This window comes from Branchiibius sp. NY16-3462-2, from assembly GCF_001594145.1.
Taxonomy (GTDB): Bacteria; Actinomycetota; Actinomycetes; order Actinomycetales; family Dermatophilaceae; genus Branchiibius.
Genome location: NZ_LVCF01000001.1, coordinates 352,648 through 373,249 on the forward strand (window position 1 = coordinate 352,648; position 20,602 = coordinate 373,249).

At 66.6% G+C, this 20,602-nt stretch carries 19 protein-coding genes; 10 read left to right on the top strand and 9 right to left on the bottom strand.

Annotated features, from left to right (window positions below; translation table 11 throughout):
* Window positions 1-2 precede the first annotated feature (2 nt).
* Window positions 3-1,229, top strand: coding sequence for an exodeoxyribonuclease VII large subunit (gene xseA / locus AZH51_RS01660; protein ID WP_291520568.1), 1,227 nt, complete (start codon window positions 3-5; stop codon window positions 1,227-1,229).
* Window positions 1,230-1,234: 5 nt separating this feature from the next.
* On the opposite strand, the gene AZH51_RS01665 is transcribed toward xseA, so the two are convergent.
* The 3 genes from AZH51_RS01665 to AZH51_RS01675 all read right to left on the bottom strand — a co-directional run bounded on the left by AZH51_RS01665 (window position 1,235) and on the right by AZH51_RS01675 (window position 4,222).
* Window positions 1,235-2,476 (bottom strand): MFS transporter, encoded by a 1,242-nt coding sequence (locus AZH51_RS01665; RefSeq protein WP_291520570.1) that lies wholly within the window; start codon window positions 2,474-2,476, stop codon window positions 1,235-1,237.
* Window positions 2,476-3,075, bottom strand: coding sequence for a helix-turn-helix domain-containing protein (locus tag AZH51_RS01670; RefSeq protein ID WP_291520572.1), 600 nt, complete (start codon window positions 3,073-3,075; stop codon window positions 2,476-2,478). Before AZH51_RS01670 ends, AZH51_RS01665 begins: the two co-directional genes overlap by 1 nt.
* 73 nt (window positions 3,076-3,148) lie before the next feature.
* The gene (locus tag AZH51_RS01675) at window positions 3,149-4,222 is read right to left on the bottom strand and encodes a glycosyl hydrolase family 18 protein (protein ID WP_291520574.1); all 1,074 of its coding nucleotides are present in this window, start codon (window positions 4,220-4,222) and stop codon (window positions 3,149-3,151) included.
* A 147-nt stretch (window positions 4,223-4,369) separates the two neighbouring features.
* Here AZH51_RS01675 and AZH51_RS01680 point away from each other — a divergent pair, with 147 nt between their 5' ends.
* Window positions 4,370-4,594 (top strand): exodeoxyribonuclease VII small subunit, encoded by a 225-nt coding sequence (locus AZH51_RS01680; protein WP_291520576.1) that lies wholly within the window; start codon window positions 4,370-4,372, stop codon window positions 4,592-4,594.
* Between the two features lie 2 nt (window positions 4,595-4,596).
* On the top strand, window positions 4,597-5,760 hold the full coding sequence (locus AZH51_RS01685) for a cytochrome P450 (RefSeq protein ID WP_291520579.1): 1,164 nt from the start codon (window positions 4,597-4,599) through the stop codon (window positions 5,758-5,760).
* On the opposite strand, the gene AZH51_RS01690 is transcribed toward AZH51_RS01685, so the two are convergent.
* Entirely contained in the window at window positions 5,730-6,326 is a 597-nt protein-coding gene (locus AZH51_RS01690; RefSeq protein WP_291520581.1) for a DUF4245 family protein, read from the bottom strand. The genes AZH51_RS01685 and AZH51_RS01690 overlap by 31 nt on opposite strands.
* Window positions 6,327-6,403: 77 nt before the next feature.
* Between AZH51_RS01690 and glpX the strand changes: the two genes are divergently transcribed.
* The 3 genes from glpX to AZH51_RS01705 are packed head-to-tail and all read left to right on the top strand — an operon-like array spanning window position 6,404 to window position 10,514.
* Complete coding sequence (gene glpX, locus AZH51_RS01695; RefSeq protein ID WP_291520583.1) at window positions 6,404-7,396, top strand: class II fructose-bisphosphatase; 993 nt, start codon at window positions 6,404-6,406, stop codon at window positions 7,394-7,396.
* A 5-nt stretch (window positions 7,397-7,401) separates the two neighbouring features.
* Complete coding sequence (locus tag AZH51_RS01700) at window positions 7,402-8,322, top strand: carbohydrate kinase (RefSeq protein WP_291520585.1); 921 nt, start codon at window positions 7,402-7,404, stop codon at window positions 8,320-8,322.
* Window positions 8,319-10,514 carry a glycoside hydrolase family 3 C-terminal domain-containing protein gene (locus tag AZH51_RS01705; RefSeq protein WP_291520587.1) on the top strand — a complete coding sequence of 732 codons (2,196 nt, stop codon included), beginning with the start codon at window positions 8,319-8,321 and terminating at the stop codon, window positions 10,512-10,514. Before AZH51_RS01700 ends, AZH51_RS01705 begins: the two co-directional genes overlap by 4 nt.
* 3 nt (window positions 10,515-10,517) lie before the next feature.
* On the opposite strand, the gene AZH51_RS01710 is transcribed toward AZH51_RS01705, so the two are convergent.
* The 5 genes from AZH51_RS01710 to AZH51_RS01730 are packed head-to-tail and all read right to left on the bottom strand — an operon-like array spanning window position 10,518 to window position 15,609.
* Window positions 10,518-11,204: an SDR family oxidoreductase gene (locus AZH51_RS01710; protein ID WP_291520588.1), complete on the bottom strand. Its 687-nt coding sequence runs from the start codon at window positions 11,202-11,204 to the stop codon at window positions 10,518-10,520.
* 9 nt (window positions 11,205-11,213) lie between these two features.
* Entirely contained in the window at window positions 11,214-12,464 is a 1,251-nt protein-coding gene (locus AZH51_RS01715; protein WP_291520590.1) for an ABC transporter ATP-binding protein, read from the bottom strand.
* A gap of 29 nt (window positions 12,465-12,493) precedes the next feature.
* Window positions 12,494-13,354 (bottom strand): carbohydrate ABC transporter permease, encoded by an 861-nt coding sequence (locus AZH51_RS01720; RefSeq protein WP_291520592.1) that lies wholly within the window; start codon window positions 13,352-13,354, stop codon window positions 12,494-12,496.
* 3 nt (window positions 13,355-13,357) lie between these two features.
* Window positions 13,358-14,302 carry a carbohydrate ABC transporter permease gene (locus AZH51_RS01725; RefSeq protein WP_291521305.1) on the bottom strand — a complete coding sequence of 315 codons (945 nt, stop codon included), beginning with the start codon at window positions 14,300-14,302 and terminating at the stop codon, window positions 13,358-13,360.
* Between the two features lie 5 nt (window positions 14,303-14,307).
* The gene (locus tag AZH51_RS01730; RefSeq protein WP_291520594.1) at window positions 14,308-15,609 is read right to left on the bottom strand and encodes an extracellular solute-binding protein; all 1,302 of its coding nucleotides are present in this window, start codon (window positions 15,607-15,609) and stop codon (window positions 14,308-14,310) included.
* A gap of 75 nt (window positions 15,610-15,684) precedes the next feature.
* Between AZH51_RS01730 and AZH51_RS01735 the strand changes: the two genes are divergently transcribed.
* The 4 genes from AZH51_RS01735 to AZH51_RS01750 all read left to right on the top strand — a co-directional run bounded on the left by AZH51_RS01735 (window position 15,685) and on the right by AZH51_RS01750 (window position 20,585).
* A complete protein-coding gene (locus AZH51_RS01735; protein ID WP_291520596.1) occupies window positions 15,685-17,364 on the top strand; it encodes a fumarate hydratase in 1,680 nt (559 codons plus the stop codon).
* The gene (locus tag AZH51_RS01740; RefSeq protein WP_291520598.1) at window positions 17,361-17,984 is read left to right on the top strand and encodes a carbonic anhydrase; all 624 of its coding nucleotides are present in this window, start codon (window positions 17,361-17,363) and stop codon (window positions 17,982-17,984) included. Before AZH51_RS01735 ends, AZH51_RS01740 begins: the two co-directional genes overlap by 4 nt.
* Before the next feature lie 71 nt (window positions 17,985-18,055).
* Complete coding sequence (locus tag AZH51_RS01745; RefSeq protein WP_291520600.1) at window positions 18,056-19,771, top strand: APC family permease; 1,716 nt, start codon at window positions 18,056-18,058, stop codon at window positions 19,769-19,771.
* Between the two features lie 10 nt (window positions 19,772-19,781).
* Window positions 19,782-20,585 carry an MOSC domain-containing protein gene (locus AZH51_RS01750; RefSeq protein WP_291520602.1) on the top strand — a complete coding sequence of 268 codons (804 nt, stop codon included), beginning with the start codon at window positions 19,782-19,784 and terminating at the stop codon, window positions 20,583-20,585.
* Window positions 20,586-20,602 lie beyond the last annotated feature (17 nt).

Sequence of the window (20,602 nt, forward strand, 5' to 3'; positions counted from 1 at the left end):
CTATGCCCTCCCTGCCCGATCGTGCGTTGGACACCAGCGCCGAGCAGCCCTGGCCGGTGCGCGTGCTCTCGATGAAGATCGAGGAGTACGTCGCGAAGATGTCGCCGCTGTGGGTCGAGGGGCAGATCGTGCAACTGACCCGGCGGCCGGGTTCGCCCACCTGCTACGTCACGCTGCGTGACCCCGAGGTCGACATGTCGTTGTCGGCGACCGTGCACACCAACACGCTGGCGGCGATGGGCCCGAACATCGCCGAGGGCACCCGCGTCGTCGTGCATGCCAAGCCGACCTTCTGGACCAAGCGCGGGACGCTGCACCTGGACGTGCGCACGATGCGGCACGTCGGGGTCGGTGAGCTGCTCGCGCGGTTGGAGCATCTGAAGCAACTGCTGCGCTCCGAAGGACTCTTCGACGCTTCTCGCAAAAAGCCGTTGCCCTTCCTGCCGCGCCGGGTCGGGCTGATCTGCGGGCGCAGTAGTGCGGCGGAGAAGGACGTCGTCGAGAACGCCCTACGTCGTTGGCCCGCAACGCGATTCGAGATCCGGACGGTCGCGGTGCAAGGCGTCGGGACCATGGAGCAGGTCAGTGCTGCGCTTGCGGAACTGGACGCCGAGCCCGAGGTCGACGTGATCGTGATCGCCCGCGGGGGTGGCTCTTTCGAGGACCTGTTGCCGTTCAGCAACGAGGCCCTGCTGCGTGCGGTGGCCGGCGCCCGCACTCCCGTCGTGTCCGCCATCGGTCACGACGTGGACACCCCGTTGCTGGACTACGTCGCCGACGTACGCGCCTCGACCCCGACCGATGCGGCTGCGCTGATCGTGCCGTCGTTGGCGGAGCAGACTGCGTTGCTGGCCGCGTTGCGCGGCCGCTCGGGTCACCTGTTGCGATCCCGTGTCGCCGGCGAGCGCCGCCAGTTACGAGCGCTCACCAGCCGACCGATCATGGCGCAGCCGCGCACCATGGTGACCACTCGGCGTACGGCGATCGAGGACTTGCACGAGCGCGCCCGGCGGGCGACCACCCGGCGGCTGGATCGCGAACGCACCGCGATCACCCACCAACGCACCCATCTGCGGGCCCTGTCGCCGCTGCAGACGCTGCAACGCGGGTATGCCGTGGTGCGCCTGGCCGGCGGCACCGTCGTGACCGCTGAAGAACAGGTCGCCAAGGGTGACGCGCTGACGGTCACCGTCGCCGACGGCCGGTTCCGCGCGACCCGCACCGACTGAGTTCGTCAGACGGCCGCTACCTCGGCCTTTTCGGCGCCGCGACGGCGGTCGTCCATTTCCCGCCACCGCGGGTCCAGCGCCGGCAGCATCGTGACCAGGAAGTAGGCCGCGCCGACGGCCGCGAGCGCCCACGAGATCCCCCATCGGCTCGCGAGGAGCCCACCGAGCAGACCGCCCAACGGCATCAACGACCAGCAGATGGCCGTCGTCAACGACGACACACGGCCCATCAGCGGCTCGGGGATGCGCTCGAAGATGACTGCGCCCAACACCGGGTTGATGAAACCGGATGCGAACCCGGCACCGACGGCAACCACGAGCAACGCGACCAGGGGCACGTCGAGAGCCATGGCGATGAACCGCGGCGCACCGGCGAAGAGGAAGGCCACGACGTACACCACGTAGCGCGGGAGCCGCTGCGCCCAGATCGACGCGATCAACGCGCCGAGTGCGGCCGCCGCGCCAAACGTGGCGAAGAGCAGACCCACGATCCGCGCGCCCCCACCGCTGTCCACCGCCCACACCGGCACGAGCACGGTGCTCCACGCCGCGTCCAGCAGGTTGGTCAGAGCCACCATCACCGTGATGCCCACCAGCACGCGGTCAGTACGCAGGAAGGCGAACCCTTCGCGCAGCGAGCGGAGGTAGGACGAGTGCGGCTCTGCTGATAGCTCCGGGGAGGTCCGCAACGCCGTTGTGGCCCAGGCGAATACAGCGGCCGACACCGCGAAACTGGCCGCATCGACGATCAGGGCGTTCGCCGCGCCGGCCGTGGCGATGAGCAAGCCGCCGAGCGCCGCACCGATCATCGTGGCGGTGCGTTCGATCGTGCCGAAGAGGCCGGTCGCTCGTTCCATCGGGACACCAGCGTGGCGCACAACGGACGGGATGATCGCGCTCTTCGCGGCATCGCCGGGCCCGCGCAGCGCCCCGGCAGCAGCCACCAGGGCCACGAACGCGGGGAACGGCAACCGGCCGGTGTCGTGCAACAACGGAATCGCACCCACCACGACCGCCGAGCCGAGGTCGCAGCCGATCGCCACCGGGCGGGCACCGAAGCGGTCGATCACCGGACCCACCAACACCTTGCCGATAACCAACGGGAGTGCCTCGGCAAAGGCCACCACCCCCGTCTTGGCCGCGCTCCCAGTCGTCGCGAGCACATACAACGGGATGGCGATCATCGTGATCCGGGTGCCCAGCAGCGAGATCGCATCGGAGACAAGGGTTCCGACCAGCGCTCGCATCAGTTGTCCTCGGGCAGGTCGTCCTCGGGCAGGTCATCCCGCGGCGGGACGGCGCCGGGGTAGGGGAAGGCGCTGATCTGCACCACGAACCGAGCCGCGGAAGGGTCGTCGTCCTCCGGCAATCCGGACAACCATTCCTCCAGCTTGGCGGTCAGCTGCTCGGCGTGCTCGGGCGTCAGTCGGTGATGGAAGTCGCTGAAGGTCGACGCTCGTCGCCACGGCGCCGGCAGGAGGGGCCGTTCCTCGACCGCGCGTTGTAGTTGCTGCTGGTAGATCGTCACCACGGTCTGCAGGTAGGCCTCGACCTGGTCGCGCTCCTGCGGAGTGCTGACCTCCTCAGCATCGACCGTGGTCGAGGTGTGCTTGGCGCGCCACCACCGCTCCCGGCCGTTGCCCCGCCCCGGATCGTCCTCGATGAAGCCGTGCTGGGCCAACTGCCGCAGGTGGTAGGAGGTGGCGCCGGTGTTCAGACCCAGCTGCTGCGCCAGGGAACTGGCCGTCTGCGGACCGTGGGCGCGCAACAGACCCAACATGCGCAGCCGGGCCGGGTGGGCCAGGGCGCGCAACTGATGCGGGGACGGGCTGACTGAATCAGGCATGGTGCCAGTCTGGCATTGCAAAGGACCGTTTGCAAAGATTTCTTTGCAAACGGTCCTTTGTGGACGTCGCTACCTAGGACGTGAAGCGGGCGTACGCCTTACTGAACTCCCATTGCGACTGCGCGATGCCGGAGCAGTCGTTCTGGCCGACCTTCCCGGGGCACGTTCCGTTGTCCCGTTGCAAGGCCCAGAAGCTCATCGAGGAGACGCCCTTCTGCCGGGCCCAGGACACCAATGCCTTCGCCTGGTCCACGCTGTAGGTCTCGGTCGGGCCAAAGTCATCGATCCCGATCATCTGGGTGATCCCCACGCTGCGCCATAGATGCGCGGTCGATGCGTGCGGCAGGATCGTCGACTTCAGCTGGGCGGTCAGCCCCGTTGCAGCCGTCTTCGCGTCGGCGAGCATGTCGTGCTGGGCGCCGTCCCAATAATCGAAGGTCATGATGTTGACGACGTCGATCTTGGCGTGGAACCGTGCCGCGGACGCCAGCACCGCCAGTCCACTGGGAGCAAGACCCTGGGGCGTGGACGGCAATGTGTACGAGAAGGACACCGGGTAGTGGTGCCGCTTGCCCCATTCCTGCACCTTTGCGATCGCCTGGTTGCGGCGATCGACGCCCGCAGCGTTGTTGATGGAGTCGGCCTCGATGTCCAGGTCCACCCGATGCACGCGGTAGGTGGTGAAGAGCTTGATCAGCGAAACGGCGATCTTGTCCGGATCGCTACAACTATCGCCCAGTTCAGTGCCTGTGGTGTCAGCAGTGAAACCACCCAACGAAGGGATCACATTGCCGCCGCGCCGTTGGATATCGCGGATCTGGTCGCCGTAGACGGCAGCGGAGATCGGTTTGGTTGCGTCGCCTGCCCAGGTCAGATCACAGGAGCCAGCAGCAGCAGTCTGCAAGAAAGCCAAGGTGAGGTACTTCGAACCCGACTGCTGAGACACTTTCGCCAGGTCGCTGACCCCCGTGACATCGACGTACGGCGCGGCCACCCGCGAGGGCAAGCCGGACGTGAGGGATGGCGGCCGGTTCCATCTGGAGTCGTGCGTCGCCGCCGAGTGGGCACTGGCTGTGGCGCTGCCCATTCCCGTCGCGACCATGGCCAGGCCTGCGGCCACGGCGGCGGCAAAACGAATCTGCTTCATGAGGACCTCTTTAGTAAGGAGTGTTAACTAATCCCGCCATCGACCACGCTATTGCAGTGACGCCGGCCATGGCGCCGCGCGCTCCGACCGATTCCGGCGGCCGCCAGCCGTCTGCACCGACCACGCTCTGCACCTAGGCTGGGGCGCATGACCGAGCCGCAGATTGCCGACCTGTCCTACGAGGACGCCCGTGACGAACTCACGGCCATCGTCGCGACACTCGAGGCGGGCAACCAGAGCCTGGAGGAGAGCATGTCGCTGTGGGAGCGCGGCGAGGCGCTGGCCCAGCACTGTCAGCAGTGGCTCGACCAGGCCGAGAAGCGCATCGAGTCGATGACCGCCGAGCAGATCCAGGACCTGCACGAAGAGTGACCGTGCTCGACACCACCGACCCCGGGTTTATCGACGATCCCTACCCGGCGCTGGCCGCATTGCGGGCGCAGGGACCCGTGCTGTGGCACGACGGCTGGGGCATGTTCCTGGCCACCACGCACGCCGCGGTCACCGAGACCCTGAAGAGCCGCGACTTCGGCCGCATCTGGTCTGACTTCGAGCCCGAAGACCAGATGGCACAGGTCAATTCGCTGCATCGCAACCAGTTGATGGAGAACGAGCCGCCGGCGCACACCCGGCTACGGCGGCTGGTCGCCGGTGCCTTCGGGCGTGGTCACGTCGAGCGGATGCGGCCGCGCGTGACCGCCCTGGCCGAAGAGCTCATCGAGGACTTCGATGGCGGCGACATCATTGCCCAGTACGCCGAGCCGTTGCCTGTCTTCGTCATCGCCGACCTGCTGGGCGTCCCCCGGACCGATCACGCGGACCTACGCCGCTGGTCGCAAGCCATCGTGCACCTCTACGAACCCGGCATCACCGACGCGACGAAATCCGCTGCAGCACAAGCGGCCGATGAGTTCTCCGCCTACGTGCGTGATGTGGTCGCCTTCCGCGAGCAGCACCCCGGTGATGACCTGATCACGGGTCTATTGGCTGAGCGCGCCGAAGGTGACCGGCTCAGCGAGGACGAACTCGTCGCGACCGTGGTGCTGCTGCTCAACGCCGGTCACGAGGCCAGTGTCAACGCCTTCGGCAACGGTCTGGTGGCCGCGTTGCAGCACCCGGACCAGTGGCAGCGACTCGTCGAGGGCACCGTCCCGATCGAGACCGCCGCCGAGGAGTGGCTGCGGTTCGACGCGCCACTGCAACTGTTCGAACGGACCGCTGTCACCGACACCCACATCGCGGGCGTGCCCATCGCCGAGGGTCAGAAGATCGCCTGCCTGATGGGTTCGGCCAACCGCGATGCGGCCGTATTCGGTGATACCGCAGACCAGTTCGACCTGGCCCGCGACCCGAACCCGCATGTCGGGTTCGGGCTGGGCCGGCACTTCTGCGTGGGTGCCCCGCTCGCCCGGGTGGAGTTGCAGGCCTCGATCGCGACCGTCGTACGCCGATTCCCGGCTCTGGCGCTCAGCGCCACCACTCGCCGGCCGACCTGGGTCCTTCGCGGCTACGAGGCCGTCGAGGTCTTGAGCGCCTGACTGATCGGCTGCAGGGCCCCGGCGAACTGCTGCAGCTGCTCCCAGCTGCCCAGGCCGGTGACCACGGTCGACAACCCGGACAGCGGCGTACTGCGCACAAGGGACTTCTGGTCCTTGCTGGCCCGGTCGTACTTGGTCCAGGTGACACCGTCGATCGTGACGGGACCCGCCGGCTGCCCGGAGTAGGTCTGCTGCTGGACCCAGGTCGCGTCACCGTCCTTGGTCTGGAAGACCGCGACATAACCACCGTTCGGTGCGTCGTAGCCGGCCTGCCAGGTGGCGGGCTGCTTGTCGAAGGTGAGCAACGTGACGTTCTGCGCGGCCCAACCGTCCGGCAGGCCGACCGGAATGGCGATATCCCACTTCTGCTGGGCACCGACCTCACGCGCGATGCCCTGGGGGTCGGCGATCGGCGTACTCACCGAACTCACGCGCGGCACCATCGCCACCCAGACCGCCACAGCGGCCAGCAACACGACCATCGAGATCACCATGCTGCGCACGCCACCGCGCAGACGGCGTGGTGCTGGCGCGGGGGCCTGTTCCTGGGTCGCGGTCTCGCTCACCGGTCCATCTTCCCTTATCCGGCCCGATAGGCTCGGATCGGCCGACGCCACCGGGCGATCGGGAGCAAAGGAGCACCATGCCTGACATCAGCGACATCCCCGACCGTAACCTCGCGCTGGAACTGGTGCGGGTCACCGAGGCCGCCGCGATGGCCAGTGGCCGCTGGGTGGGACGAGGTGACAAGAACGCTGCCGACGGTGCCGCGGTCGAGGCCATGCGCAAGCTCATCTCCTCGGTCTCCATGCGCGGAACCGTCGTCATCGGCGAGGGCGAGAAGGACGAGGCGCCGATGCTCTACAACGGCGAGCTCGTGGGCGACGGCACCGGCCCGGAGGTCGACGTGGCCGTGGACCCGGTCGACGGCACCACCCTCACCGCCAAGGGCATGAACAACGCGGTGTCGGTGATGGCGGTCAGCGAACGCCACTCGATGTTCGACCCCAGCGCCGTGTTCTACATGGACAAGTTGGCTGTCGGTCCCGAGGCCGCCGATGTCGTCGATATCCGCCTGCCGGTGAAGGAGAACGTCAAGCGGGTCGCCAAGGCCAAGGGCAGCAGCGTCTCCGACGTCACCGTGGTGCTGCTGGACCGCCCGCGGCACGCCCAGATCGCCGAGGAGATCCGCGAGGTCGGCGCCCGCATCCGCTACATCTCCGACGGCGACGTCGCCGGCTCGATCAGCGCCGCCCGCCCCGGCACCGGTATTGACCTGCTGCTCGGCATCGGCGGCACCCCGGAGGGCATCATCAGCGCCTGCGCGATGAAGTGCCTGGGCGGCACCATCCAGGGGCGCCTGTGGCCCAAGGACGACGACGAGAAGCAGAAGGCCATCGACGCCGGGCACGACCTGGACCGCGTGCTGTCCACCGACGAGTTGGTCACCGGCGACAACTGTTTCTTCGTAGCCACCGGCATCACGACCGGTTCGCTGCTCAAGGGCATCCGCTACTACGCCGGCGGCGCCACGACGTACTCGCTGGTGATGCGCTCCAAGAGCGGCACCATCCGCACGATCGAGGCCGAGCACCGCCTCGACAAGCTGCGCACCTACGCACCGGGTGTGAAGTAGGCGCGATGGCCCGGGTGCTGGTCGCCGGGGAGGCCCTGATCGACGTCGTACGCCGCGTCGACGGTTCGGTCGAAGCTCACGTCGGCGGGAGCCCGCTGAACGTCGCCGTCGGCCTGGCCCGTCTCGGCCACGACACCGAACTGGCCACACATATCGCCGGTGACCCCTACGGGGCGCTCATCGTCGGTCGTCTCGGCGAGGACGGAGTCCAGCTCGTCCCGGGTTCGGACACCGCGACCCGGACCAGCACCGCGCAGGCCACTTTGGCTGAAGACGGCTCGGCCAGTTACGAATTCGATATCGACTGGCGGTTCGAGCAGCAGCTCTCACCCGACTTCGGCCACTTCCACACCGGTTCGATCGCCGCGGTCCTGCAGCCGGGCGCGATCCAGGTCGAGCAAGCGATCCGGGCCGCACGCGAGCACGCCACGATCTCCTTCGATCCCAACGCGCGACCCTCGCTGATGGGCGACCCGCACGATGCGCGCGCGCAGATCGAGCAGTTGATCGGACTGTCCGACGTTGTGAAGGCCAGTGACGAGGACATCGAGTGGCTCTACGGACAGCAGGCCTCGCTCGATGCGGTGTTGGCCCTGTGGGCCCGGCTCGGGCCGTCCCTGACGGTCGCTACCCGCGGGCCGGATGGCGCTCGGGTGCACCTCGCCCGCACCGGCGAGTTCGCTGACGTACTAGGCGCTTCCGTCGACGTCGTGGACACCGTCGGCGCTGGTGATTCGTTCCAGTCCGGCCTTGTCTCGGGGCTGCTGGACGCTGGCCTGCTCGGCGGACCGGACTCGCGTGCGGCCCTGCGCGGCGCGTCCCTGACCGACGTTCTGCCCGCTGCCGCGCGAGCGGTCGCCTGCTCCGCGATCACCGTCTCCCGCGCCGGAGCGAATCCACCACACCGAGAGGAACTGCCCTCGTGAACGACATCGAACTGACCCTGCAGGAGAAGGCCGACCTGACCAGCGGCTCCGACCTGTGGCACACCACCGCGATCGAGCGGGCCGGCATCCCGGCGTTGATGCTCACTGACGGACCGCACGGGCTGCGCAAACAGCGCGGGGACAGCAGTGTCGCCGGCCTGGCCGACAGCGTCCCGGCCACCTGCTTCCCGCCGGCGGTCGGGCTGGGCTGCTCCTACGACCCCGACCTGGCCCGACGGGTCGGAGTCGCGCTCGGCGTGGAGTCCGCGATCGAGGACGTCGCGGTCATCCTCGGCCCCGGCATCAACATCAAACGGTCCCCGTTGGGCGGTCGCAACTTCGAGTACTACTCAGAGGATCCGCTGGTCGCCGGGGTCATGGGTGCGGCCCTGGTGGAGGGCATCCAGTCCCAGGGCGTTGGCGCATCGCTGAAACACTTCGCGGTCAACAACCAGGAGACCGACCGGATGCGGGTCAGCGCCGACGTCGATCCACGACCACTGCACGAGATCTACCTGCGTGGCTTCCACCGGGTGGTGACGCAGGCCAAACCCTGGACCCTGATGTGTTCCTACAACCGGATCAACGGGACCTACTCCTCCGAGAACGAGTGGCTGCTCACGACCCTCCTGCGGGATCAATGGGGTTTTGACGGCCTGGTGATGTCGGACTGGGGTGCGGTCAACGACCGCGTGGCTGGCCTTCCCGCCGGACTTGACCTCGAAATGCCCTCCAGCGGTGGGCAATCCGCTGCTCGCCTGGTGGCCGCCGTGGAGGCGGGAACCCTGGCGGAGACAGCGGTGGACACCGCCGCCGGACGCGTGCTTGACCTGGTCCGCAAGGCCGGGGCGCGCCCTGCGGCAGCCGGCCCGCTGGATGTCGATGAGCATCACGCGTTGGCGCGCGAAGCAGCGGCCCGGTCGATCGTGCTGCTGAAGAACGACAACGACCTGCTGCCGCTCGACCGCACCAGGCGTGTCGCGGTGATCGGGGCGTTCGCGCAGCAACCGCGCTACCAGGGCGCTGGATCGTCGTTGATCAATCCGACGCGCCTGGACAACGCCCTGGACCAGCTCCAACACCGCGAGTTCGAACACGTTAGTTACGCAGCCGGATTCGATCTGAAGCAGGAAGCGGACGCCGAGGCCCTGCGGGCCGAGGCGGTCAGCACGGCGGCCGACGCCGACGTTGCGGTGGTCTTCCTCGGGCTGCCCGCCGAAGAGGAGTCCGAGGGTTTCGACCGCACCCATATCGACCTACCGGCCGACCAACTCGAACTTCTGGACGCCGTTGTCGCCGCAAATCCCGACACCGTGGTGGTGCTGTCCAACGGTGGCGTCGTGGCGCTGCCGTTCGACGACAAGGTGCCGGCGATCATCGAGGGCTGGCTACTCGGCCAGGGTGGTGGCAGTGCGATCGCCGATGTTCTGGTCGGTGACATCAACCCTTCCGGCAAGCTCACCGAGACGATCCCGCTGCGCCTGGCCGACAACCCGTCGTACGACAACTTCCCCGGCTCCGGCGGTCACGTGCGCTACGGCGAGGGCATCTTCGTCGGCTACCGCGGCTACGACCACCGCGATCTGCCGGTCGCCTATCCGTTCGGTCATGGGTTGTCCTACACCACCTTCGAGTACGGCGAACCCACCGTCGAGTTGGACACCGATGGTGCCGTCGTGGTCACCGTGCAGATCCGCAACACCGGCTCGACCGCCGGTCGCGAAGTCGTGCAAGCCTATGTGTCCCTTGCGAATTCAGCGGTTGAACGGGCACCGCGGGAGCTGAAGGGCTTCGCATCGGCGCAGCTGCAGCCGGGCGAGTCCGCACCGGTCCACATCACTATCCCCCGCGACGACCTGGCCTACTGGGACGTCCGTCTGGACCGCTTCGTCGTGGAAGGCGGAGACTACGAGATCGCGGTCGGGTCCTCCAGTCGCGACCTGCGCGGTTCGAGCGTCGTGACCATCGAGGGCGACGCGGACCGCGTTCCGCTGACGATGAACTCCTCGCTCGAGGAACTGCTCGCCCACCCGGTGGCCGGGCCCATCGTCCGCGAAGCGGCGCCGGTCGACCAGGACACCCTGACCCTGATGGGCTCACTGCCGATCGGCCGGCTCACCCGGTTCCCCGGCGTTCCGGTCACCCAGGAGATGATCGAGCAGCTGATCGCGGTTGCCAACGGGGACAACTGAGCCCTAGCGCGGTCCGGGTCGGATCGAGAGCTCCTCGATGCACGCGTCGCGACCGACGGTGATGGCCAATCGGACTGCCGCAGCGACGGATTCGGGCCTGAGGTAGAGCGACTCGTCGTACTCCTCCCCCTCGATCTGCTTGAGTTCGCGTTGCATGTCCGTGGCGACCCGCCCCGGGTGGATGCCTGATACCCGTACGCCGTGTGGCCGCTCCTCCTCGCGCAGCGCGTCCGTGAACGCCCGCAGAGCGAACTTCGACGCGGAGTAGAGACCACCGTTCGCGCCGGACCGCAACCCGCTGCCGGAGTTGATCGTGACCACGGTCCCCCGCGACGCGCGCAACAGCGGCAGCAGCTCCCGGCTCAGGTCCGCGACCGCAACTACGTTGAGCTCCAGGGTCTTTCGCCAGTCGTCGCGCGACAGGTCCGCCACGGCGCCGGAGCCGAGAATGCCCGCGGAGTGCACGACGGCATCCAGCCGGTCGATGTCGGCCACCGCCGCCGAAACCTCCGACGGCGACGCCAGATCGGCGACAAATCCCGACGCCGACGGGTACGACGCGACCGCGGAGGCCACCGATTCCGCCGACCGGCCGCCGATCAGCAGGTGGTGATCGGCGGCAAGCGACTCCGCGACGGCGGCACCGATCCCTCGAGTACCGCCGGTGATCAGAACGACAGGAAGATCCACACCCACAGCTTACGAAGCGACCTTCTCCTCACGCGCCTTCGCCCGGGCCAGAGCCGCCTTGCGAGCCTCCTCGGACTCCTTGGCGATCTGCGCGGCCTTCTCGTCGTCCCTGGTGAGGTTCTCACCGGACTCCGGGTCGAACACGTGCATGGTCTCGGGGGCGAAGATGAAGGTCACGTCGTCCCCCTCCAGGATCCGGGACCGCGAATCCAGGTTGACCACCAGCTGGGTCCGCATACTCTCCCCGTCCAGGTCCCGGTCGAGATCCGCCAGCGCCTGAGCGACCTTGGGGTCGGCGTCGAAGGGCACGTAGGCGTACTGCTCGTTGCCCAGCCACTCGGTGACATCGACGACCGCGTCGAATGACGCACCACCGTCGATGGGGTTGACCTCGGCGTGCTTGATCTCCTCGGGCCGCAATCCGACGATCACCACGTCGTGGCCGGAGACCTTCTCCGCCAGATCGTCGGGGATCGGCACATCGACGAACGGCAGTTTCAACTCGTTGCCGTTGACCTGCGCGGGCAGGAAGTTCATCGGGGGCGAGCCGATGAAGCCGGCCACAAACAGGTTGACGGGCTGTTCGTAGAGCTCGCGCGGCGAAGCGACCTGTTGCAGAACGCCTTTGGAGAGCACCGCGACCCGGTCCCCCAGCGTCATGGCCTCGACCTGGTCGTGGGTGACGTAGATCGTCGTGATGCCGAGCCGCCGCTGCATGCGGGCGATCTCGGTGCGCATCTGGCCACGCAGTTTGGCGTCGAGGTTCGACAGCGGTTCGTCGAAGAGGAACGCGTCGGCGTCGCGCACGATGGCCCGGCCCATCGCGACCCGCTGGCGTTGACCACCGGACAGGTTCGCCGGTTTGCGTTCGAGGTGCTCGGTCAGTTCGAGCATCTCGGCGGCCCGGTCAACCTTGGCCTGGATCTCCTCCTCGGAGTGCTGGCCTTTGGCCAGTCGCAGCGGGAAGGCGATGTTCTCGCGCACGGTCAGGTGCGGATAGAGCGCGTAGTTCTGGAAGACCATCGCCAGGTTGCGGTCGCGCGGGGCCAGATCGTTGACCCTCTTGTCGTTGATGTCCAGTTCCCCGGAGGTGATGTCCTCCAATCCGACGATCATCCGCAGCAGGGTCGACTTGCCGCAGCCGGAGGGTCCGACCAGGATGACGAACTCACCGTCGGCAATGTCCAGCGAGACGTCGTTGACGGCGGGGAACCCATCGCCGTACTTCTTGACCAGGTGCTTGAGTTCGATGTGTGCCATGGGCGCTCCTCGGGGTCGGGATGGTCGCTTCAGCCCTTGACCGCACCGGACGTCAGTCCGGTCACGATACGGCGCTGGAACACCAACACCAGGATGACAACGGGAATGGTGACGACGACGGCGGCCGCGCAGATCGCGCCCGTCGGTTGTTCGAATTGGCTGGCGCCGGTGAAGAAGGCCAGCGCCGCCGGGACGGTGCGGGCGTTGGATGAGGTGAGGTTGGAGGAGAAGACGAAGTCGTTCCACGCGGTGAAGAAGGAGATGATGGCCGTCGTGAAGACGCCGGGTGCGGCCAGCGGAACGATGACCTTGCGGAACGCCTGCCAACTGGTCGCGCCGTCGACCTGCGCGGCCTGCTCCATCTCCCACGGGATCTGCTGGAAGAACGCAGTCAACGTCCAGATCGCCAACGGCAGCGTCAGCGCCAGGTAGGGGATGATCAGACCGGGGATGGTGTCGAAGAGGCCGATCTGCCGCCACAGGTTGAACAACGGCGTCACCATGGCGATCACCGGGAAGAACGACACCGCGAGCGCCGTGCCCAAGATCAGCTTCTTGCCCGGGAAGTCCAGCCGCGCGATCGCGTAGGCACAGAACGTCGCCAGCACCACCGCGATCAGCGTCGAGACGACACAGACGATGATCGAGTGCCACAGCGCCGGGACGAACAGGTCCTTCGCGCCACCGGTGAAGATCAACGAGTAGTTGTCCCACGTGGGGTCCTTCGGCCAGAAGTTGCCGAACGAGTTCTGGGTCGGATCACCTAGTGCGGCAGTTGACTTCAGCGACGTCGCGAAGATCCAGATCAGCGGGATGACGGTCCACAGCATGATCGGGATGGAGACCGCGAAGAGCCCCCATTTGGTGCGTTCTGCTCGTGTGGCTGCCATGGCTCAGCTCCTCCCCGCCGTCAGATCCACCTTGAACCCCTTGATGAAGATCGCAGCGATGATCAGCACGAAGATGAACAGGATCACGGCCAGCGCCGATCCCATCCCGATCTCGACCCGGTCGATCGTCTCCCGGGCCACCAGGATGGAAAGCGTCGTGGTGTTGTTCGCACCACCGGTCATGATGAACGGGTTGTCATAGATCCGGAACGCATCCAAGGTCCGGAACAACGCGGCGACCAGGATCGCGGCCTTCATGTTCGGCAGCACCACCCGGGTCATCCGCTGCCACCACGTTGCGCCATCGACCTCGGCGGCCTCCTCCAAGGAGGAGTCCACGTTGGCCAGGCCGGCCAGTAAAAGCAGCGACACGAACGGTGTGGTCTTCCAGATCTCCGACAGACAGATGATGAAGATCGAGGACCAGGTCCCGCCGAACCAGTCGTAGTTCAGGTCCCACGCCCCGAACGTCAGCGTGTGCAGCCAGTGGTTGATGAACCCGGTGTCCACCTGCGCGGCGTACTTCCAGCTGAAGGCGGAGACCACGGTGATGATCGCATACGGGATCAGCACGATCGTGCGCAGTGTCCGCCGCGGGATGATGACTTTGTTCATCACCAGCGCGATCAGGAAGCCGAAGATCAGCTCGAAGAAGAGCGTGATGATGGTGATCACGACGGTGACGCCGAATGACTTCCAGAACAGCGAGTCGGTGAACGCGGTGACGTAGTTCTGCAGGAAGACGAACTTGCGACCGGCCGGATCGGTCAGTCGGTAGTTGAACAGTGACAGGTAGACCGCGTAGGCGATCGGGTACATCGTGACCAGCACCATCACCACGAACGCGGGACCGGCCAGTTTCCAGCCCAGGGACCGTTCTGCCTTCGCCCGGTCCGACAGCCGGGGCTTGTCCTCGCGCGCCTCGCTCCGGCTCTCCGGAGCCTCCACGGCCGTCACAGAAGTGCCTTTCCGTTCAGCACCTTCACAATGAATTCCTGCGCCTTAGCGGGTGTCTGCTGGTTCACCGAACTCGGCGGGCTGAACTGTTGCTGGATCCCGGAGGAGATGTCGCCGTAGTACTGCGACTGCGGGCGTGGGGCCGCCTGTTGCAGCGACTCCTGGATCAGATTGGCCATCGGGAACGCCTTCTTCACATTTGCCTCCTCGAAGACCGCCTTGCGGCTGGCGGGGTTACCGGTGCCGAGCATGTACGTCGTCTGGTTCTTCTCGTTGCTGATGCAGGCCGCTGCCTGGTAGGCCAGATCCTGATGTGAACTCTTCGCACCGACGCCGAGCTCGATACCTCCGAACGGCGGCCGGGACTGCTCACCGGCGACGGTCTGGGGATACATCGCCCAACCGATGTCGTTCAAGAACGGGACCTTGGCGCTGGTCAGCGCTGCGTAGGTGTAGGGCCAGTTGACCAGGAACCCGCTCGTGGTCGTGTTCTGGAACAGGTTGAGCGCTTCGGTCTCGGTGGAGGAACCCATCGCCGGACCACCGACCCCGGTCGAGGCCACCTGCTGGATGATCTTGGCCGCGTCCCGCCCTGCCTGGCTGTCCAGACCAAGCTTCAACTCGTCGTACCGTGCGCCGGGGTTCTCCACGATCTTGCCGCCGGCACCTGAGATCAACGCGTTGATCCAGACCATGTAGCCCTCATACAGCGAGGACTGGACACCGATCTTGGTGTTGGTCTTCTGGGCCGCGGAGATGAGCTGGTCCCAGGTCACCGGCTTGCTCATGTCCAGCCCGGCTTTGGCGGCAACACTCTTGCGGTACCAAAGCAACTGGGTGTTCGCCCAGAACGGGACGGCCACCAGCTTGCCCTGCCACTTGGAGGCATCGATGGCCGATTGCACTCTGTCCTGAGTGAATTCGGCCTGCATCGACTCCGGCACCGGGGCGAGATAACCGGCCTCGGCGAATTCGGCCACGAAGACCGGGTCCATGCTCATCAGGTCCATCGAGGCGTCGCCGGCGGCCAGCCGCCGCAGCAGCTGGATGCGCTGGTCGCTCGCGCTGTTGGGCAGTTGCTGGATCGTGATCGTGTACTTACCGCCCGAAGCGGCGGTGCATTCCTTGGCCAACTGCGCCTGGCCGCCCTTGGTCGGGTCCGAACCGCCACCGTCGGGGTTGATGTACCAGGTGAGGTTCGGCGTACCCCCGCTGGCGGAGGAGCAGGCGGCGATTCCGGCAGATCCGACCAAGGCAACTACGACGGCTGCGGCTTGCTGCTTGATCGTCCGACGCATACCTACGTGCCTAACCGATCCCAGGCGTCGGAGCCACTATCAGGTCACCCGCAGGGGTGTCGATAATCTGGAGGTATGGCCGAATTCGCCTACGAGGACCTGCTGCCCGCTGGAGCCGACGACACGTCGTACCGGCTCCTGACCACGGAAGGCGTACGCACGGTCGAGGGGCCGGGCGGCCGCACTTTCCTGGAGGTCGATCCGGCCGTCCTGACCCTGCTGACCGACACCGCGATGCACGACATCGCGCACTACCTGCGCCCCGCCCACCTGGCCCAGTTGCGCTCGATCCTGGACGATCCGCAGGCCAGCGCCAACGACAAGTTCGTGGCCACCGACCTGCTGAAGAACGCCAACATCGCCGCCGCCGGCGTCCTGCCGATGTGCCAGGACACCGGTACGGCGATCGTGATGGGTAAGAAGGGATCTCACGTTCTCGTCGAGGGCCGGCGTCCCGATGAGGAGGCCATCGCCCATGGCGTCTTCGACGCCTACACCCGGTTGAACCTGCGCTACTCGCAGATGGCGCCGATCACGACGTGGGAGGAGAGAAACACCGGCTCCAACCTGCCCGCGCAGATCGAGTTGTACGCCGACACCGCCGCCGGTCACGAGACGACGTACAAGTTCCTGTTCATGGCCAAGGGCGGTGGCTCGGCGAACAAGTCCTACCTCTACCAGGAGACCAAGGCGATCCTGAACCCGGACTCGATGATGCGCTTCCTGGACGAGAAGCTGCGCGCGATCGGGACCGCCGCCTGCCCGCCGTACCACCTGGCGATCGTCATCGGCGGTACCAGCGCTGAGTTCGCTTTGAAGACAGCCAAATACGCGAGCGCGAAGTACCTCGACAACCTGCCGACGTCCGGCGACATGACCGCGCACGGTTTCCGGGACACCGAGTTGGAGCAGCAGGTCCTGGAGTTGACGCGCAACTTCGGGATCGGCGCGCAGTTCGGCGGCAAGTACTTCTGCCACGACGTGCGGGTCGTGCGTCTGCCCCGGCACGGTGCCTCCCTGCCGGTGGCGATCGCCGTCAGTTGCTCGGCGGACCGCCAGTGCCTGGGCAAGATCACCGCCGAGGGTGTCTTCATCGAGGAACTCGAGCGCGACCCGGCCCGGTTCCTGCCGGACACGACGCACGAGGACCTGGAGGAGGCCGGTGACGTCGTGCACATCGACCTCAACCAGCCGATGCCGGCGATCCTGGCTGAACTGTCGAAATACCCTGTGAAGACACGGCTTTCGTTGACCGGACCGCTGATCGTGGCCCGCGACATCGCGCACGCCAAGATCAAGGAACGACTCGACGCGGGCGAGCCGATGCCGCAGTACCTCAAGGACCACCCCGTCTACTACGCCGGGCCGGCCAAAACCCCTGAGGGGTACGCGTCGGGATCCTTCGGCCCGACGACGGCCGGCCGGATGGACTCCTATGTGGACCAGTTCCAGGCCGCAGGTGGTTCGATGGTGATGTTGGCCAAGGGCAACCGGAGCAAACAGGTGATCGACGCGTGCGCCGCGCACGGCGGTTTCTACCTCGGCTCGATCGGCGGCCCGGCAGCCCGCTTGGCCAAGGACTGCATCAAGCACGTCGACGTCATCGAGTATCCGGAGTTGGGCATGGAAGCAATCTGGAAGATCGAGGTCGAGGACTTCCCGGCCTTCATCGTCGTCGACGACAAGGGCGAGGACTTCTTCGCCTCGGTGGCCAAGCCGGTCGCCTTCTCCATTTCGACCAGGCCCGGCTTGTGAGCCACCCGCTCACGCCGCAGTGGGCGTGGGACGAACTGGCCGCTGGCAACGCGCGGTTCGTCGCGAACAGCCCGAAGCACCCCAACCAGGACGCGCAGCGCCGACACATCCTGGAAGCCGGGCAGACCCCGTCGGCGATCTTCTTCGGCTGCGCGGACTCCCGGGTGGCCGCCGAGATCATCTTCGACCAGGGCCTGGGTGACCTGTTCGTGGTCCGGACTGCCGGCCACGTTGTCGACAACGCCGTGCTGGGCTCCGTGGAGTTCGCGGTGTCGGTGCTGGGTGTGCCGCTGATCGTGGTCCTCGGCCACGACTCGTGTGGTGCGCTCAAAGCCACCATGGACGCCGTACTCACCGGTGACGTGCCGCCCGGTTATCTGCGCGACATCGTCGAACGCATCACCCCCAGCGTGATGACGGCTCGCAAGGACGGCGCGACCACCCTGGAGGAGTTGGAAGCCGAACACGTGCGCAACACCACGCAGTTGCTGAATGAGCGGTCGGTTGTGGTGCACGAAGCCATCGCGGCCGGTAAGTTGGCGATCGTCGGCGCGACGTACGACCTGGGCGACGGCAGGGCCACCGTTGCCACCACCGTAGGAGCGGTGACCACCACCTGACAGCCTGAACGTGGGCTGGGAGTTTGCCGTAACCACTCGCCCCCGCCCCAGCGGGGATTTACCGTCGACACGTGACCACTACGCCTGACGCTGCACCCATCGGCTTCCCTGAGACCTCCGGTGACAAAGGTCTGAAGTCCGGTGCGGTCGGGCTGCTGTCCACGATCGTCGTCGGGGTGGCTTCCACCGCCCCGGCCTACTCCTTGGCCGCCAGCCTCGGCTTCGTGGTCGCCAGCGGGGGCGCCCTGCTGGCCGGGGTGAAGGCGCCAGCCATCATCCTGCTGGCCTTCATCCCGATGTACTTCATCGCCGTCGCCTACCAGGAGTTGAACAAGGCCGAACCGGACTGCGGTACGTCGTTCACCTGGGCCTCGCGCGCCTTCGGGCCGGTCGTCGGGTGGATGACCGGGTGGGGCATCATCGCGGCCGACGTCATCGTGATGGCCAACCTGGCCCAGATCGCCGGCTCCTACTCGTTCTCCTTCGCCGACACCCTCGGGCTGCACAACTCGTTGTCCTCCAGCATCTTCTGGTCGACGGTCGCCGGCATCATCTGGATCGCAGTGATGACCTACATCTGCTACCGGGGAATCGAGCTCAGCGCCCGGATCCAATACGGGCTGCTGACCATCGAGGTGCTCGTGCTGTTCCTGTTCGCAGCGGTCGCGTTGATCAAGGTCTACTCCGGACACGCGGAGTCGTATTCCCTTCATCCGCAATGGTCCTGGCTGTGGCCGGGCGGGCTCTCGTTCAGCGATGTGATCGCCCCCGCGTTGCTGACGGCGGTCTTCATCTACTGGGGCTGGGACTCAGCGGTCTCGATCAACGAGGAGACCGACGATCCGGCGACCACCCCCGGCCGGGCCGCTGTCCTGTCCACCCTGATCCTGCTGTTCACCTACGCCATCGTGACCGTCGCCGCCGTCGCATTCGCCGGCACCGGCACCGAAGGCATCGGCCTGGGCAACCAGGCCAACTCCGAGGACGTCTTCAGCGCGATCTCGCCGGCCCTCTTCGGCGACAGCGGCCTGGGCCACGTGGGCCAGTTGCTGCTGGCGGCCTCGATCCTGACCTCCGCGTCGGCGTCCACGCAGACCACGATCCTGCCGACCGCACGCACCGCGCTGTCGATGGCCGTCTACAAAGCCATCCCGGAGCGATTTGCCCGGATCCACCCCAAGTACCTGACCCCGACCTGGTCGACGATCGGTATGGGCCTGATCTCGATCGTCTTCTACCTCATCTTCACCCTGATCAGCCAGAACCTGCTGTCGGCGCTGATCGGTTCGATCGGTCTGATGATCGCGTTCTACTACGGCCTGACCGGATTCGCGTGCGTGTGGTTCTACCGGCGCAACCTGTTGAGTTCACCTCGAAACTTCATCATGCAAGGGCTGTTCCCGTTCCTCGGGGGCGCGATCCTGGTCGGCGCGTTCATCTATGCGGTCCGCTCCTACTGGGCACCGGACTGGCTCACCGACGACGCGGGCAAGAACATCACCATCTTCGGGCAGGGTGCGGTCGCCGTTGTCGGCCTCGTCGCCCTCCTACTCGGCGTCATCCTGATGATCGCGTGGTGGACGGTCAAGTCGGACTTCTTCCGGCAGAAGACGCTGCCGCGCAAAGCAGCTCACGAACTCGTGCTCGCCGGTGTGCCTTACGATCCTGCCGGACCTTCCGAGGTACGCCTGCCCGATGCCGGCCTTCCGGACATCCTGATCAGCGAGGACCTGTCCAACCTGCCGCCCGGCCAACGGGCCGTCCGGCGCGAAGACCTCGACGACTAGCCTGGGGCGCGTGCACGTCACAGCGCTCAACCTGCACCCCGTGAAGTCCACGGCCATCCGAAGGGTTGACTCGGCGTACGTCGGCCTGGCCGGCCTGCGCGGGGACCGGGAGTGGATGATCGTCGACGACGCCGGTGACATGGTCTCTGCCCGCGAACTCAACCAGCTCTTCACGATCGTCGCCGACACCCCGCAGACCGGGGGCACCGCGGATCTGCGGCTGAGCGCCGAGGGCCACGAGCCGATCGAGATCTCTTTCCCGTACGCCGGGCGGCTGGCTCCCGCGCGGCTGTTCACCCGGCCGCACACCCAGGTGCGGTTCGCCGGACCGCACGCCGACGCGTGGCTCGCGCGCGTGCTCGGGCGCGACGATCTGCACCTGGTCTGGTGCGAGGATCCGTCGCAGCGATCGCTGAACCCGGAGTTCTCCCGGCCGGAAGATCACGCGGTGTTCCAGGACGGCTACCCGGTGACGTTGGCCAGCACGACCTCAGCGTCGTTGCTGAGCCAATGGGCGGGCAACGACCTTGCGGTGCAACGGTTCCGAGCCAATGTGGTCATCGACGGCGACGAAGCCTTCGCTGAGGACCACTGGACCTCGGTGCGGATCGGCGACGTACCGTTCCGGGTTGCCAAAGCCGTCGATCGCTGCGTGATGACGACGATCGACCCGGTGAGTCTTCACCGCTCGAAGGAGCCGATCGCGACGCTGGCCAAGCACCGCAAGTGGGACGGCAAAACGTGGTTCGCGATCCATCTGATCCCCGACGCTGAAGGTGAGATCCACGTCGGCGACGAGGTAGTTGCTCAATGACGCGCACTGACGACCGC